We start from the raw sequence: 15,589 nt of genomic DNA on the forward strand, positions 1-15,589 counted from the left end.
CCTCTCATGGCGGAAGCGAGAATTTTATTGCGTGACGCAACCGTCGCCACTGCCGGCGGCGCGGGCGAAGTCGAGCGAAAGCTGAGCGTGGCTGAGCTGCTGTGGAACGACGGCTTTGTCCGCAAGGCCGTCATCATCCTGTTCCTGGCGGCGATCTGGGAAGCCTATGGCGTTTTTCTCGACAATCCGCTGCTGTTTCCGACGCTGCACGACACCTTCGTCACGCTGTTCGACCGCGTGAAGGACGGCACCATTCCGATGCGGGCCTGGACCTCGCTCAAGGTGCTGTTCATGGGCTATTCGGCCGGCATCGTGCTCGCCGCCATTTTCACCGTGCTCGCAATCTCGACGCGCATCGGCACCGACTTCCTGGAGACGGTGACGGCGATGTTCAACCCATTGCCGGCGATCGCGCTCTTGCCGCTCGCGCTGATCTGGTTCGGACTCGGCAATGGCAGCCTCGTCTTCGTGCTGATCCATTCGGTGCTGTGGCCGGTCGCGCTTAACACCCATTCCGGCTTCAAGAGCGTGTCGAGCACGCTGCGCATGGTCGGGCGCAATTACGGCCTGCGCGGGTTGCCTTATGTGGCAAAGATCCTGATCCCGGCGGCCTTCGGCTCGATCCTCACGGGCCTCAAGATCGGCTGGGCCTTTGCCTGGCGCACCCTGATCGCGGCCGAACTCGTGTTCGGCGTGTCCTCAGGCCAGGGCGGGCTCGGCTGGTTCATCTTCGAGAACCGCAACCTGCTCGATATACCCGCGGTCTTCGCAGGCCTCTTGACGGTGATTATCATCGGGCTCTTTGTCGAGAACCTGATCTTCCGCGCCATCGAGCGGAACACCGTCCAGAAATGGGGCACCCAATCATGACCAAGAAAAAGACGCCCGACCAACTCCGCAGTGCGCGCTGGTTCGCGCCCGATGATCTTCGCTCGTTCGGCCACCGCTCCCGCACCATGCAGATGGGCTACGCGCCGGAGGAATGGAAGGACCGTCCGATCATCGCGATCCTCAACACCTGGTCGGATGCGCAGCCCTGCCACATGCACTTCAAGTCGCGCGTCGACGACGTCAAGCGCGGCATCCTGATGGCCGGCGGCCTGCCGATCGAGCTGCCGGCGCTGTCGCTGTCGGAATCGCTCTTGAAGCCAACCACCATGCTCTATCGCAATCTGCTCGCCATGGACGCGGAGGAGCTGCTGCGCAGCCACCCCGTCGACGGCGTGGTGCTGATGGGCGGCTGCGACAAGACCACGCCGGCGCTCTTGCTCGGCGCGACCTCGATGAACATCCCCGCGATCTATCTGCCGGCCGGCCCGATGCTCCGCGGCAACTGGAAGGGCAAGACGCTCGGCTCCGGCTCCGACGGCTGGAAATACTGGGACGAGCGGCGCGCCGGAAAGATCTCCGACAAGGACTGGGTCGACATCGAAGCCGGCATCGCCCGCAGCTACGGCACCTGCATGACCATGGGGACGGCGTCGACCATGACGGCGATCGCCGAAGCCATCGGCATGACGCTGCCGGGTGCCTCCTCGATTCCGGCGGCGGACGCCAACCACATCCGCATGGCCTCCGAATGCGGCCGCCGCATCGTCGAGATGGTCTGGGAGGATCTGACGCCGAAGGCGATCCAGACCCGCAAGGCTTTTGAGAATGCGATCGCGGTCGCGATGGCGATGGGCTGCTCGACCAATGCGATCATCCACCTGATCGCGCAGGCCCGCCGCGCCGGGCAGGACATTGGGCTGGACGATTTTGAGACCGCGAGCCGCAAGGTGCCGGTGATCGCCAATGTCCGTCCGAGCGGCGATGCCTATCTCATGGAGGACTTCTTCTATGCGGGTGGCCTGCCGGCGCTGATGGGCGAGATCAAGCAGCATCTGCATCTGGATTGCATCACGGTGACGGGCAAGACGCTTGGCGAGAACATCGACGGCGCCGAGGTGCACAATGACGACGTGATCCGCTCCGTCGATAATCCCATCTACAAGGAGGGCGCGCTCGCCGTCCTCAAGGGCAATCTCGCGCCCGATGGCTGCGTGATCAAGCCGAGTGCGTGCGAAACGCGCTTCCTCAAGCATACCGGGCCGGCGCTGGTGTTCGACGACTATGCGTCGATGAAGAAGGCGGTCGACGATCCCAACCTCGACGTCACCGCGGACCATGTTCTCATCCTGCGCAATGCGGGGCCGCAGGGCGGGCCGGGCATGCCGGAATGGGGCATGCTGCCGATCCCGACCAAGCTCGTGAAGCAGGGCGTGCGCGATATGGTGCGGATCTCGGATGCACGCATGAGCGGTACCAGCTACGGCGCCTGCATCTTGCATGTCGCCCCCGAATCCTATGTCGGCGGGACTCTCGCACTGGTGCAGAATGGCGACCGCATCACGCTGGACGTTGCCGCCCGCACCATCAATCTCGACGTCGGCGAAGCCGAGCTCGCAAAACGCCGCGCCGCCTGGAAGCAGCCCGAGCGCCGCTTCGAGCGTGGCTATGGCTGGATGTTCTCAAAGCACATCATGCAGGCCAATGACGGCTGCGACTTCGACTTCCTGGAGACCGGTTTTGGCGCGCCGATCGGCGAGCCGTCGATTTATTGACGACCGTCGTTCCGGGGCGATGCGAAGCATCGAACCCGGAACCCATTTCACCACAGCGCTTGCGGCCCGATGGATTCCGGGTTCGCGCTGCGCGCGCCCCGGAATGACAAGAGAGTGAGCACACGCAAAATGTCCAAACTCAGCGACGCCACCCGCAACAAGCTCAGATCCGTCTCGACCGCCACCGTCGCCACCGCGCTGTTCAAGCGCGGCCTCCGCATCCAGATGATCCAGGATGTGCACCCGCTCGGCGCGAACCAGCCGACCATGGTCGGCGAGGCCTTCACGCTGCGCTACATGCCGGCGCGCGAGGACCTCAACACCATCGAGGTTTTCAAGGACCGCTCACATCCGCAGCGCAAGGCGGTTGAGGATTGCCCGGCAGGCAGCGTGCTGGTCATGGACAGCCGCAAGGACGCGCGCGCGGCCTCCGCCGGCGCGATCCTGGTGACGCGGCTGATGAAGCGCGGCGTCGCCGGCGTCGTCACCGATGGCGGCTTTCGCGATTCCGCTGAAATCGCCAAGCTCGGCATCCCCGCCTATCATCACCGCCCCTCGGCGCCGACCAACCTCACGCTGCACCAGGCGATCGAGATCAACGTCCCCATCGGCTGCGGCGACGCGCCGGTGTTTCCCGGCGACGTCATCCTCGGCGATGCCGACGGCGTGATCGTGATCCCCGCGCATCTCGCCGACGAGATCGCCAACGAGACGTTTGAGATGACCGCGTTCGAAGACTTTGTCACCGAGGAGGTCGGCAAGGGCCGCGGCATTTTTGGCCTCTATCCGGCAACCGATCCGCAGACGCTCACGGATTTTGCGGCCTGGCGCAAGGCGAACGGCCGCTAACGGGCATTCCCGCGAGCTTCAATCGTCCACGAAAACGGGCCGGCCATCAAGGAGCCGGCCTTAATTTAGGCAGGGAGGACCACACAATGAATCTGACACGACGCAATCTGTTGGCCGGTACCGGTGCAACGACCGCTTCCACGTTGCTCGCCCGCGCCGCCGACGCCCAGTCGTTCCCGTTCACACCCAACCAGCGCTATCCGGATCCCGCGGTCCAGATCCTGGATCCCGGCTTTGCAAAATATCGGCTCTACTCCTCGACGCTCGAGCAGGCCGCGACCGGCATGCGCTGGGCCGAAGGTCCGGCCTATTTCCCGGAAGGCGGCTATCTCCTGTTCTCCGACATTCCCAACAACCGGATCATGAAATTCGACGAGAAGACCGGCCAGACCAGCGTGTTCCGCGCCAACGCCAACTACGCCAATGGCAATGCGCGCGACCGCCAGGGCCGCCTCGTCACCTGCGAGCACTCCGTCACCCGCCGCATCACCCGCACCGAGAAGGACGGCAAGATCACGGTGCTGGCGGACAAGTTCGAGGGCAAGAGGCTGAACGCACCGAACGACATCGTGGTGAAGTCCGACGACAGCATCTGGTTCACCGATCCCTTGTTCGGCATCAACGGCGAGTGGGAGGGCAAGAAGGAAAAGTCCGAACAGGTCACCACCAACGTCTACCGCATCGCCAAGGACGGCAAGCTCACCGCCGTCCTCACCGACCTCATCAATCCGAACGGCCTCGCCTTCTCGCCGGACGAGAAGAAGCTCTACGTCGTCGAGTGGAAGGGCACGCCCAACCGCAGCATCTGGAGCTACAATGTCGGCGACGACGGCGCGCTCAGCGGCAAGACAAAACTGATCGACGCCGCCGACCAGGGCTCGCTCGACGGCTTTCGCGTCGATCGCGACGGTAATCTCTGGTGCGGCTGGGGTTCGAACGGCGCGCTGCAGGGCGAGCCGACTGACGTCGGAGGCCGCAAGGTCTACCAGCTCAAGGGCAAGTCGGAAGACCTCGACGGCGTCATGGTGTTCAACCCCGAAGGCAAGCCGCTCGCCTTCATCCGCCTGCCCGAGCGCTGCGCCAACCTGTGCTTCGGCGGCCCCAAGAACAACCGCCTCTACATGGCAAGCTGCCACTCGGTTTACGCGCTGTACGTGGAGGCGCATGGGGCGGTGTGAGGCACGAAGCGACGGTGCCTTCGCCTCTCCCCGCAGGCGGTAGGGGAATCGCATATGGCGCCGGCGGGGTGTTGCCAGACGGTCGGAACTGGATTCTTTGGGTTTCTCTCGATTCCCGAGGGAGACCGGAATGCGCAAACTCAAGCGGCTGTTTCGACCGCTCAAGGATCCGCGCGCCAGCAACGTCCGACACGATCTGGTGGAGATCCTCGTCATCGCGTTGGCGGCAACACTGGCTGGTGCCAAGACCTGTACCGAGTTTGAGTTCTTCGGCAAAGGCCGAGAGGAGTTGTTGCGGCAGTTCCTGGAGCTCAGATACGGCATCCCTAGCCACGATACGTTCAGCAACGTCTTCCGTGCTCTGGACCCGAAGGGGCTGGAAGCGGTTTTGCGCAAGTTCAGCAAGAGCTTCGGCGTCAAAGGGGTGGTCAGCATCGACGGCAAGGCGCTGCGCGGAGCCTTCACGCGGGGCCGGCAGGCCACGCCGCTGCATATGGTCAATGTCTGGGCGGCAGGCACGCGCATGGCGTTGGCTCAGAGGAAGGCTCCCAATCGCAACGAAGTTGCCGGCGTTCTCGAAGTCCTCGCCCTGCTCGATCTGGACGGCGCTCTTGTCACCGCCGACGCCTTGCATTGCCGGCCCGATATCGCAAAGGCCATTCGCGACCGGAAGGGCCACTACGTGTTGGCCATCAAGAGCAATCGCGGCCGACTCTTCAAGGCCGCCAAGGCGCTGCTCGACACCGTCCGGAAGCCAGCGCGGGCGAGCCAGCGCCCGACTTCCGCTCACGGTCGCCGCGAGCGACGGCAAGCCATCATCGCGCCTGCGCCACAACTGGCAAGGCAATACAGCTTCCCCGCTATCGCTGCCGTTGGCCGCATCGACAGTTGGCGCGCCAGTACCGGCAAGGCCGCCAAGCACAGGGTCCGATACTTTCTGGCCTCGCGCCTGTTGCCGGCCAAAAAGTTGCTCGACGTCGTGCGCGCTCACTGGGGTATCGAGAACAACTTGCACTGGGTTCTCGACGTTCTGTTCGACGAGGATGCCTGCCGCAGCCGCAAGGACCATGCCGCAGAAAATCTCGCCGCTATCCGCAAACTGGCCCTCAATGCCCTGCAGGCCACGCCTGGTCCCAGCCGAACCAGCCACAAAATGCTCCAGGCCAGATGGAACAACGACTTCCTTCTCTCGGTCCTGGCTCATATGCGATAGCCCTACCCTCCAGGGGAGGGTAAGGGGGTTCCGCTATCTGTCCTCAGGAGCTTGGGGTCGGCGGCGTCATCCTGGCCTCAAGGGCCGCGATCCGTGCTTTCAGCGCCTCGTTCTCCTCGCGCGCGAGGCGCGCCATGTCCTTGACCGCCTCGAACTCCTCGCGCTTGACGAGGTCCATGTCGCGCAGGAATTTTTCAGCCTGGGTGCGCATGACCGTGTCGAACTCGCGCTTCACCCCCTGCGCGGCGCCGGCAGCATCGTTCATGAGACGTCCGATCTCGTCGAAAAACCGGTTGCTGGTCTGGGTCATGGCGATCTCCGGGAGCCTTTGCGCGTACTGAAACCTGAGCAAGACAATGGCAATCCCACAGCCACGATTCAAGGGCCGAGCAGGCCAGCGCGCGGTATCCTTGTCATGCCCCGGTTTCCTTGCAATCGTAAACATCGACCCGGCAGAACAAGAATCAGAAGGCGAAACGCGCGCATGATCGACCAGCAGATCGAGATTCCGACCAAGGATGGATCGACCTCCACCTTCATCACCCATCCGGAACGCGGCGGCCCCTTCCCGGTCATCATCTTCTACATGGATGCGCCGGCGATCCGCGAAGAGCTGCGCGACATGGCGCGCCGGCTCGGCACGTCGGGCTATTACGTGATGCTGCCGAACCTCTACTACCGCTCCGGCGTGATGGAGCTCGGCCCGCTGCCGGTCGATCCGAATTCGCCGGAACGCAAGCGCATGTTCCAGCTCATGGCCTCGCTCAACATTCCCATGATCATGGAGGACACCAAGGCGCTGCTCGCTTATGCCGAGGGCCAGGCCGCCGCGAACACCAAAATCGTCGGCACCGTCGGCTATTGCATGAGCGGCCGCTACGCCGTCAACGCCGCGACGCATTTCCCCGACCGGGTGAAGGCCGCGGCCTCGATCTACGGTACGCATCTGGCGACCGACGAAGACAACAGCCCGCATCTCGCCGCCACGAAGACCAAAGCCGAGCTCTATTTCGCCTGCGCCGAGACCGACATCTACGCCCCGCCGGAGGTGATCGCGAAGGTGCAGGAGAGCATGAAGGGCGCTCATGCCGAGGTCGAGATCTACCCCGGCACCCATCACGGCTTCGCCTTCCCCAAGCGTCCGGTCTATGAGCGCGATGCAGCCGAACGGCACTGGGAGCGCCTCCTGGCGCTCTACCGTCGCAATCTCGTGTGAACGGAATGGATCGATCTATCCCCGAACTCGGTGCACCTCTCCCGCTTGCGGGAGAGGTCGGCGCGAAGCGCCGGGTGAAGGTTCTCTCCTCTTGGGGAGTCTTTCGGTGGGAGCACCCTCTCCCCTGCCCTCCCCCGCAAGCGGGGGAGGGAGTTCACCTCCTTGCTGGTTGCAGCTTGATCTCCACTGACTAACACCAAGGCGCGATGCTGCTTCTCCTGATCAACTTCCCGTCCTTCGACCCGATCGCCTTGTCGCTCGGGCCGTTTGCGATCCGCTGGTATGCGCTCGCCTATATCGGCGGCATCGTGATCGGCTGGCTCTATGCGCGCTCGCTGGTCAAGAAGGAGCGGCTCTGGGGCGGACCGGCGCCGATGTCGCTGATCCAACTGGACGACTTCATCCTCTGGGTGACGCTCGGCATCATTCTCGGCGGCCGCACCGGCTACGTGCTGTTCTACAATCTGCCCTTCTTCATCGAGCATCCCGCCACGATCTTCAAATTGTGGGAAGGCGGTATGTCGTTCCACGGCGGATTCCTCGGCTGCGTCGTCGCGGTCATGTGGTTCGCCGGCCGCAACGGCATCTCGATCCTGTCGCTTGGCGACATCACCACGGCGGTCGGGCCGATCGGCCTGTTCCTCGGCCGCCTCGCCAACTTCATCAACAGCGAATTGTGGGGCCGGGCTGCCGACCCCAGCCTGCCCTGGGCGGTGATCTTCCCCAACGGCGGGCCCGAGCCGCGCCATCCAAGCCAGCTCTATGAAGCCGGCCTCGAAGGTATTTTGCTGTTCACGGTGCTCGCGGTGATGATCCGCCTGGGCGCCTTGAAGCGGCCGGGCCTGATCCTCGGCAGCTTCATCCTGATCTATGGCCTGGCCCGCATCACCGGCGAGCACTTTCGCGAGCCGGACCCCCAGCTTGGTTTCCTCTGGGGCGGGTTAACCATGGGCGCGCTGTTGTCGATCCCGATGCTTATTGTCGGTGTCATACTTATTGTATTGGCGGTACGGCGCGGTGCGTCTGACACCGCGGAGGCCATTCGTTAATTCATTTCGAGAAGGCTGTTGTGAGCGAACATTCTGCGCTGTTGAACGAGATCAAGGCGCTGATCAAATCCTCCGGACCGATGCCGGTCTGGCGCTACATGGAACTGTGCCTGATGCACCCGCGCTACGGCTATTACGTCTCGCGCGATCCGCTGGGACGGGAGGGCGACTTCACCACCGCGCCCGAGGTCAGCCAGATGTTCGGCGAGCTCCTGGGGCTGTGGACGGCATCGGTGTGGAAGCAGATGGGCTCGCCGCAATTGCTACGGCTGATCGAGCTCGGCCCCGGCCGCGGCACCATGATGGCGGATGCGCTGCGGGCGCTGCGCGTGCTGCCGCCGCTCTACCAGACGCTGAGCGTCCATATGGTCGAGGTCAACCCGGTGCTGCGCGAGCGGCAGAAGACGACGCTGTCGGGCGTGCGCAACATCGCCTGGCACGACAATATCGACGACGTGCCGGAAGGCCCCTGCATCATCCTCGCCAACGAATATTTCGATGTGCTGCCGATCCACCAGATGGTGAAGCGCGAGAACGGCTGGCACGAGCGCGTGATCGACGTCGACGTCAATGGCAAGCTGGTATTCGCAGCCGCCGCCGAGCCAACGCCGCGTTTCGACGTGCTGCTGCCGCCCCTGGTGCGCGCCGCGCCCGTCGGCGCCGTGTTCGAATGGCGCCCCGATTCCGAGATGATGAAGCTCGCGACGCGGGTGCGCGACCAGGACGGCGCGGCGTTGATCATCGACTACGGCCATCTGCGCAGCGATGCCGGCGACACGTTTCAGGCGATCGCGCGCCACACCTTCACCGATCCGCTGAAGGCGCCGGGCCAGGCCGATGTGACAGCGCATGTCGACTTCCAGGCCTTGTCGCGCGCCGCCGAAGACGTCGGCGCCCGCGTGCATGGTCCGGTGACGCAGGGCGAGTTCCTGAAGCGGCTCGGCATCGACACCCGTGCGGCGGCCTTGATGCAGAAGGCGACACCGGAGGTCGCCACCGACATCGTCGCTGCGCAAAAGCGCCTGACCGATCCGGGACGCGGCGGCATGGGCTCGATGTTCAAGGTGCTCGGCATTTCCGAGCCGCGGCTCACCGCGATCGCGGGCCTGAGCGATCATATTGAGGAAGACGAAAGCGCATGACCATCGGCTCGTCGCTGCTTGCGGCCGTTCCCGGCCTGCGCCATGCCTTCTTCACCCGCGAAGGCGGCGTGTCCAGCGGCATCTACGCCGCGCTCAATGGCGGGCTCGGCTCCAATGACGATCCCGCGAACGTCGCGGAAAACCGCCGGCGCATGGCCGAGCATGTCGGCGTTGCGCCCGAGCGCTTCGTCAGCCTGCACCAGATCCACTCGCCCGACGCGCTGGTCGCCGAGGGGGCGTGGCCAGCCGGCCCGCGTCCGAAGGGCGATGCGCTGGTCACGAACACGCCCGGCATCGCGCTCGGCATTTCCACCGCCGATTGCGGGCCGGTGCTGTTCGTCGATCCCCATGCGCGCGTCATCGGCGGAGCGCATGCCGGCTGGAAAGGCGCACTCACGGGCGTGCTCGAATCCACCATCGACGCCATGGAGAAACTCGGCGCGACGCGCAGCGGCATCATCGCGGCGATCGGGCCGCTGATCCGCCAGGAGAGCTACGAGGTCGGCAACGAATTCGTCGCCCGCTTCATCGAGGCGGACGCCGTCAACGCCGTATTCTTCATCCCCTCGGTGCGCGAGGGCCACGCGATGTTCGATCTCGCCGGCTTCATCCGTCAGCGCCTGGATCGCGCCGGCATTTTGATGATCGATGATTTAGGCCTCGACACCTATGCCGACGAGCGCTTCTTCAGCTATCGCCGCTCGGTGCATCGCAAGGAGCCGGACTACGGCCGGCACATCCACGCGATCGCGCTCGAAGGGTGAACATTCAGAGAATCAGGCAGGCGCAAGTCTCGGCAATCGCGAGCGAATCTCGTTTCGCGTAACGCCTGTGGCTTCCCCGCCCTAGACGTTAATCGGTTTTAACGATATCGCTGCCCCTTATAATGAGGGACGCGTCATCATTCCTGCTTCGCGCTGGCTCGCGCCTGCTCGCGATCGCGCTGCTGGCCGCATCTTGCGCGCTCGGCGGCTGCGCCGGCGGAGGCGCTGCGAGCAATTCCTATGCGATGGCCCCGAGCGGGAGCGGCGCCACCGTCGCCTTCGAATCGATCGACGGACCGCCGCCGGCCGTGTTCGACCGCATGGTGAGCGTGCTGGACAGCGAATCGAAGCTGCGCAGCCTGACGGTGGTGTCCCGCGAGGGCTCCGCTGCCTATCGCGTGCGCAGCTACCTCGCCGCCCAAACCGTCCGCGGCAAGACCGTCATTTCCTGGGTCTGGGACGTCTATGACGCCAACCAGCAGCGCGCGCTCCGCCTGTCCGGCGAGGAACCCGCCGGCAAGGCCGGCCGCGACGCCTGGTCCGGCGCCGACGATCTGGTGCTGCGGAAGATCGCCCAGGCCGGATTCAGCGGACTTTCCAACATGATCAACGGTGCGCCGGCGGATTCCCCTGGTACGGTTCCGGGTCTGCGGGGACCGGCGGTCGCCAGCGTCCTGGCCCCCGCGCGAGAGGCTGACATATCAGCCTCGGCGCTCGGCTATACCGACCGCTAACCACAGCCAAAGTGTTGGCCGGACTCAGGATTTTCGACAGGAAAACGTAGCATCCCGGGTTGCCAGCGCGACCCTCGGCCTGATATTTCCTCGCCCGTCGTAACCGTGCTCCGTGTGGGTATTCTTTGATGTTGAACGTCGTATCCAGCAAAGCGCGGGAGGAAGCGTCCATGTCGGCCAAAAACGGCTCCATCAAGCTCGTTGCCGGCAACTCCAATCCGGCTCTCGCCCAGGCCATCGCACAAGGCCTGGATCTGCCGCTGACCAAGGCGGTGGTGCGGCGCTTCGCCGATATGGAGATCTTCGTCGAGATCCAGGAGAACGTCCGCGGCTCGGATGCCTTCATCATCCAGTCGACCTCGTTCCCGGCGAACGACCATCTGATGGAATTGCTGATCATCACCGACGCGCTGCGCCGCTCCTCGGCGCGCCGCATCACGGCGGTGCTGCCCTATTTCGGCTACGCCCGGCAGGATCGCAAATCCGGATCGCGCACGCCGATCTCGGCAAAACTGGTCGCGAACCTGATCACCCAGGCCGGTGTCGACCGCGTCATGACGCTCGACCTGCATGCCGGCCAGATCCAGGGCTTCTTCGACATCCCGACCGACAACCTCTATGCCGCGCCGCTGATGGTGCGCGACATCAAGGAAAAGTTCGACCTCTCCAAGGTCATGGTGATCTCGCCCGACGTCGGCGGCGTGGCCCGTGCGCGTGGCCTTGCAAAACGCATCAACACCCCGCTCGCCATCGTCGACAAGCGCCGCGAGCGCCCCGGCGAGTCCGAGGTGATGAACGTGATCGGCGACGTTGCCGGCCACACCTGTATCCTGGTCGACGATATCGTGGACTCCGGCGGCACGCTGGTGAATGCGGCCGATGCGCTGATCGCCAAGGGCGCCAAGGACGTCTACGCCTACATCACCCACGGGGTGCTCTCCGGCGGCGCCGCTGCGCGCATCGCGAACTCCAAGCTGAAGGAGCTCGTGATCACCGACTCCATCCTGCCGACGGATGCGGTGAGCAAGGCGCCGAACATCCGCACGCTGCCGATCGCCAGCCTGATCTCGGACGCGATCGCGCGCACGGCGTCGGAAGAGTCGGTGTCGAGCCTGTTCGACTAAACACGTCGATCTCGTAGGGTGGGTTAGCCCTGCGGCTGCGCGAAGCGCAGTCCGCGGGGCGTACCCCACCTCTTTAATCTCCGCGGTGACAGAAGTGGTGGATTACGCCTGTGAACCGCGCTTCGCGCGGCCACCGGCTAACCCACCCTGCGATCTCGGACGCTGACGCGCCGCAGCACGCCTCGCAGCCCCCACGGGTTGTTGCCGGCAACGGCGCATGACATCATCCAGATGCCGAGTAACCTCCTGGACGCCTGATGCCACGCCGGAAATTTGCATGGGAAAAGCTGTCGGATGAGCAGTTGCTCGAGCAGCGCCTCAGTAGCCTGAGGGTTACCGTCGACGGCACGTGGCTCGAGGATTGTGTCGGCACTCTCCACGAAGAGCTCGAAGAACGGGGCATCCGGCTGCGGCCGCACACCTGGATCTCGAGCGAATGGTTCAGTCCGGCGGATGTACCCGGCATCGCGATTCCCTTCTATCTCGCGCATCCCCGCCTGATGAAGCTCGAGAAGAAGAAGATGTTCGACGTCGAGGGCGGCACCTGGCGCGAGTGCATGGCCATCCTCCGTCACGAAGCCGGCCATGCCGTGCAGCACGGCTACCAGCTTCAACGCCGACGCCGCTGGCAGCAGCTCTTCGGCCCGTCGTCGAAACACTACCCGCGCTACTACCGGCCCAATCCGGCGAGCAGGCGTTATGTCCAGCATCTTCGGCTCTGGTACGCGCAGAGCCATCCGGATGAAGACTTCGCCGAAACTTTTGCGGTGTGGCTGCGGCCGCGCTCAAACTGGCGCACGCGATATGCAGGCTGGCCCGCGTTGAAGAAGCTCGAATATGTCGACGAGCTGATGGGCGAGATCGCAGGCAAGCGACCGCTGATCACGACGCGCGAGCGTGTCGACCCACTGAGCAAGCTCAGCCAAACGCTCGAAGACCACTACGAGAAGAAGCAGGCGTTCTACGCCTTCACGCCACCGAAGACCTACGACCGCGATCTCTCGCGGCTGTTTTCAGCCGATCCGCGGCATTATCGGTCAAGACCGGCTTCGAGTCTGATCAGGCGGCACCGCGCCCAGATCAGGCAATTGGTCGCGCGATGGACGGGCGAGAATCAGCTCACGCTCGATGCCGTCCTCGACGATATGATCTCCCGCTGCCGCGAGCTCGATCTGCGCGCCGTCGGCCCCGAGCAGAAGCTCGTCCTCGACTTTACTGTCCTCGTGACCGCCAAGACCATGCACGCGTTGTTCGGCCCATCACGCCGCAAATGGATCGCGCTATGAGACGCCTCCGCATTCTCGTGCTCATGCATCCGGATTTCATGCCTCCGGAGACGACCGACGGATACACCGCGCAGGAAATCAACGCCTGGAAAACAGAATACGACGTGGTGAGCACCTTGCGCGCGGCCGGCCATGAGGTTCGCCCGCTCGGCGCGCAGGAGGAGATCAAGCCGGTCCGCGATGCGATCGAAGACTTCAAGCCGCACGTGGTTTTCACGCTGCTGGAGGAGTTCCACTATAACGTCGCGTATGACCAGCATATCGCGAGCTATCTCGAACTGATGAAGGTCCCGTATACCGGGTGCAATCCGCGTGGCCTGATCCTGGCGCGCGGCAAGGACCTGTCCAAGACGCTGGTGCACCATCGCCGGATCGCGGTGCCGGCCTTCGCCGTTTTCCCGATGCGCCGCAAGGTCAAACGTCCCAAGCATCTTGCGCTGCCGCTGATCGTCAAGAGCCTGAACATGGACGGATCCTTTGGCATCTCGCAGGCTTCCATCGTCGATACGGACGAGAAGCTTGCGGAACGCGTCGCCTTCATCCACGAGCGGGTCGAATCCGCCGCCATCGCAGAGCAATTCATCGAAGGACGCGAGCTTTATGTCGGCGTGATCGGCAACAATCGGCTGCGCGTTCTGCCGGTTTGGGAACTGAAATTCGGCAGCATGGGCGGGCGCAGGTCACGGCACATCGCCACCGAAAAAGCCAAGCACGATACCGACTATCAGGAACGCGTCGGCATTGTCGACGGGCCCGCGAAAGACCTGACGCCCGAACTGACCGCTCGCATCCAGCGCGCTGCGAAGCGCATCTATCGCGCACTTGGCCTCGATGGATACGCGCGCATCGACTTTCGTCTCTCGGCCGACGGCACTCCGTATTTCATCGAAGCAAACCCCAATCCCGAAATCGCGAAGAACCAGGAGTTTGCGACTGCGGCTCAGCACGACAAAATCAAATATCCGGACCTCCTGCATCGCATTCTGACGCTTGGCATCAGCCGCGCCAAGGCGGGCGTATCCCTGGGCTGACGGCAAATTCAGGTAAAGCTCGGCAGCACGACCTCGATCATGAGCGAGCGCATCACGGCGAACTGCTCCGCGCTCGGCCGCCGGTAGTTGCCGCAGTGGGTCACCACAACGAGATCGCGCGCGGGAATGACAATGAGATACTGGCCGCCCCAGCCGATGCCGCCGAACCAGTGCAGGGGTTGCGCAGTCGCGTTGGGGGCATAGTCGCCCATGTACCATTGATAGCCGTAGCTGCGGCCGTTGCCGATCGGCACCGCCGGCATGGTCACACGCTTCACCCAATCGGCAGGCACGACGGGCGCTCCGTTCCAGACACCGCCCGCGAGCATGAGCTGGCCGATCTTCGCGAGGTCGCGCGGGAGAAGCCGCAGGCCTGACGCAGCGCGCGGTTCGCCGTCCCAGCCGTTGGCCCAGTCCGACGGACCAAAACCCAGGGGATCGAACAGCACGCGGCGGCAATAGGCCGGCAGCGCCTCCCCGGTGCCCTTTGCAATCAGGCGTCCCAGCAGCGCGGTCGCGCCGCCGCAATAGGTCCAGTTCACGCCGGGCTCGCCGACAACGGGCCGCTCCAGGATGAAGCGGAAGCGATCGGGCGCCGCCTCCATCGCCATCTCGCTGTTGCGCGGATCGCCGTAAACGATCGTGACCTCGTCCCATTCGAGGCCGAGGGTCATCGAGAGCACATGATGAATCGTGATCCGGTCCCGGCCCGGCTGCGCCGCGAGATCGGCATAGTCGGGAAACTGCTCGTAGAGCCGTGCTTCGAGCGGCGGCACCTTGCCGGCGGCGAGCGCGATGCCATAGGCGAGACCGACGACGCTCTTCGAGATCGAGCGAAGATCATGCAGTACGTCGGGGCCGAACGCGACGTTGCCGAGTGATGTACCCAAGATCTCGTCCGCGCCCTGCCCGTAGTGCTCGAACGCGAGCTTGGCGCCCTGGCTCACCAAGAGCACGTGAAGACCGGACAGCTTTCCCGCACTGTCGGCGGCGGCCAGGCGTTCCGCAATGTCGGACGACGAGGCGACGGCGGGCCTGACGTTGGGAAGCACCAGGCTCGCGCCAAGACCGGCCAGCACATGGCGACGGTCGATATAAGCCATGGGCCATCTCCTCCCGAACCAGGCATTCACAGCGTACAACGCCGTGCCCGCTTCTTCGAGGCTCATGACACACCGGTGTCTTCGCCTCGCCCCGCTTGCGGGGAGAGGCCGGAATTCGAGCGAAGCTTGAATTCCGGGTGATGGGGAGTCTCCGCAAGGGTAACTTTAACTTTCACCGTCCCCGTGGAGACTCCCCCTCACCCACCCTCTCCCCGCAAGCGGCAGGGCTATCGCATATGGCTGAGGGCTGCCATGAGGAAGGCATTGTCCCAGCCGGCGCGCTTGATTTTGCGCCGC

Annotated in this window: 15 protein-coding genes; 13 read left to right on the top strand and 2 right to left on the bottom strand. The window is 64.2% G+C overall.

Annotated features, from left to right (window positions below; translation table 11 throughout):
* The first annotated feature begins 6 nt into the window (after positions 1–6).
* The 5 genes from JQ632_RS11520 (at position 7) to JQ632_RS11540 (ending at position 5,843) form a co-directional block, all read left to right on the top strand.
* Positions 7–870 carry an ABC transporter permease gene (locus tag JQ632_RS11520; RefSeq protein ID WP_212402420.1) on the top strand — a complete coding sequence of 288 codons (864 nt, stop codon included), beginning with the start codon at positions 7–9 and terminating at the stop codon, positions 868–870.
* Complete coding sequence (gene araD, locus JQ632_RS11525) at positions 867–2,603, top strand: L-arabinonate dehydratase (RefSeq protein WP_212402421.1); 1,737 nt, start codon at positions 867–869, stop codon at positions 2,601–2,603. The genes JQ632_RS11520 and araD overlap by 4 nt, the downstream gene beginning before the upstream one ends.
* 129 nt (positions 2,604–2,732) lie before the next feature.
* Positions 2,733–3,452 carry a ribonuclease activity regulator RraA gene (locus tag JQ632_RS11530; RefSeq protein ID WP_212402422.1) on the top strand — a complete coding sequence of 240 codons (720 nt, stop codon included), beginning with the start codon at positions 2,733–2,735 and terminating at the stop codon, positions 3,450–3,452.
* 86 nt (positions 3,453–3,538) lie between these two features.
* Positions 3,539–4,630 carry an SMP-30/gluconolactonase/LRE family protein gene (locus JQ632_RS11535; RefSeq protein WP_212402423.1) on the top strand — a complete coding sequence of 364 codons (1,092 nt, stop codon included), beginning with the start codon at positions 3,539–3,541 and terminating at the stop codon, positions 4,628–4,630.
* Between the two features lie 130 nt (positions 4,631–4,760).
* A complete protein-coding gene (locus JQ632_RS11540) occupies positions 4,761–5,843 on the top strand; it encodes an ISAs1 family transposase (protein WP_212402424.1) in 1,083 nt (360 codons plus the stop codon).
* A gap of 43 nt (positions 5,844–5,886) precedes the next feature.
* On the opposite strand, the gene JQ632_RS11545 is transcribed toward JQ632_RS11540, so the two are convergent.
* Positions 5,887–6,153: an accessory factor UbiK family protein gene (locus tag JQ632_RS11545; protein WP_212402425.1), complete on the bottom strand. Its 267-nt coding sequence runs from the start codon at positions 6,151–6,153 to the stop codon at positions 5,887–5,889.
* A 174-nt stretch (positions 6,154–6,327) separates the two neighbouring features.
* Here JQ632_RS11545 and JQ632_RS11550 point away from each other — a divergent pair, with 174 nt between their 5' ends.
* From JQ632_RS11550 to JQ632_RS11585, 8 genes are all read left to right on the top strand, one after another.
* On the top strand, positions 6,328–7,059 hold the full coding sequence (locus JQ632_RS11550) for a dienelactone hydrolase family protein (RefSeq protein ID WP_212402426.1): 732 nt from the start codon (positions 6,328–6,330) through the stop codon (positions 7,057–7,059).
* A 206-nt stretch (positions 7,060–7,265) separates the two neighbouring features.
* Positions 7,266–8,108: a prolipoprotein diacylglyceryl transferase gene (gene lgt, locus JQ632_RS11555; RefSeq protein WP_212402427.1), complete on the top strand. Its 843-nt coding sequence runs from the start codon at positions 7,266–7,268 to the stop codon at positions 8,106–8,108.
* Between the two features lie 80 nt (positions 8,109–8,188).
* Positions 8,189–9,250: a class I SAM-dependent methyltransferase gene (locus JQ632_RS11560; protein WP_212402447.1), complete on the top strand. Its 1,062-nt coding sequence runs from the start codon at positions 8,189–8,191 to the stop codon at positions 9,248–9,250.
* On the top strand, positions 9,247–10,014 hold the full coding sequence (pgeF, locus tag JQ632_RS11565; RefSeq protein WP_212402428.1) for a peptidoglycan editing factor PgeF: 768 nt from the start codon (positions 9,247–9,249) through the stop codon (positions 10,012–10,014). Before JQ632_RS11560 ends, pgeF begins: the two co-directional genes overlap by 4 nt.
* A gap of 122 nt (positions 10,015–10,136) precedes the next feature.
* Positions 10,137–10,748 carry a hypothetical protein gene (locus JQ632_RS11570; RefSeq protein ID WP_212402429.1) on the top strand — a complete coding sequence of 204 codons (612 nt, stop codon included), beginning with the start codon at positions 10,137–10,139 and terminating at the stop codon, positions 10,746–10,748.
* Between the two features lie 170 nt (positions 10,749–10,918).
* Positions 10,919–11,872: a ribose-phosphate pyrophosphokinase gene (locus tag JQ632_RS11575; protein ID WP_212402430.1), complete on the top strand. Its 954-nt coding sequence runs from the start codon at positions 10,919–10,921 to the stop codon at positions 11,870–11,872.
* Between the two features lie 257 nt (positions 11,873–12,129).
* Positions 12,130–13,158 (top strand): putative zinc-binding metallopeptidase, encoded by a 1,029-nt coding sequence (locus tag JQ632_RS11580; RefSeq protein WP_212402431.1) that lies wholly within the window; start codon positions 12,130–12,132, stop codon positions 13,156–13,158.
* Positions 13,155–14,189, top strand: coding sequence for an ATP-grasp domain-containing protein (locus JQ632_RS11585; RefSeq protein WP_212402432.1), 1,035 nt, complete (start codon positions 13,155–13,157; stop codon positions 14,187–14,189). Before JQ632_RS11580 ends, JQ632_RS11585 begins: the two co-directional genes overlap by 4 nt.
* A gap of 8 nt (positions 14,190–14,197) precedes the next feature.
* Here the strand turns inward: JQ632_RS11585 and JQ632_RS11590 are convergent, their stop codons facing one another.
* On the bottom strand, positions 14,198–15,292 hold the full coding sequence (locus JQ632_RS11590) for a serine hydrolase (protein ID WP_212402433.1): 1,095 nt from the start codon (positions 15,290–15,292) through the stop codon (positions 14,198–14,200).
* Positions 15,293–15,589: the final 297 nt, after the last annotated feature.

The organism is Bradyrhizobium liaoningense (genome assembly GCF_018130955.1).
Classification (GTDB): Bacteria; Pseudomonadota; Alphaproteobacteria; order Rhizobiales; family Xanthobacteraceae; genus Bradyrhizobium; species Bradyrhizobium liaoningense_C.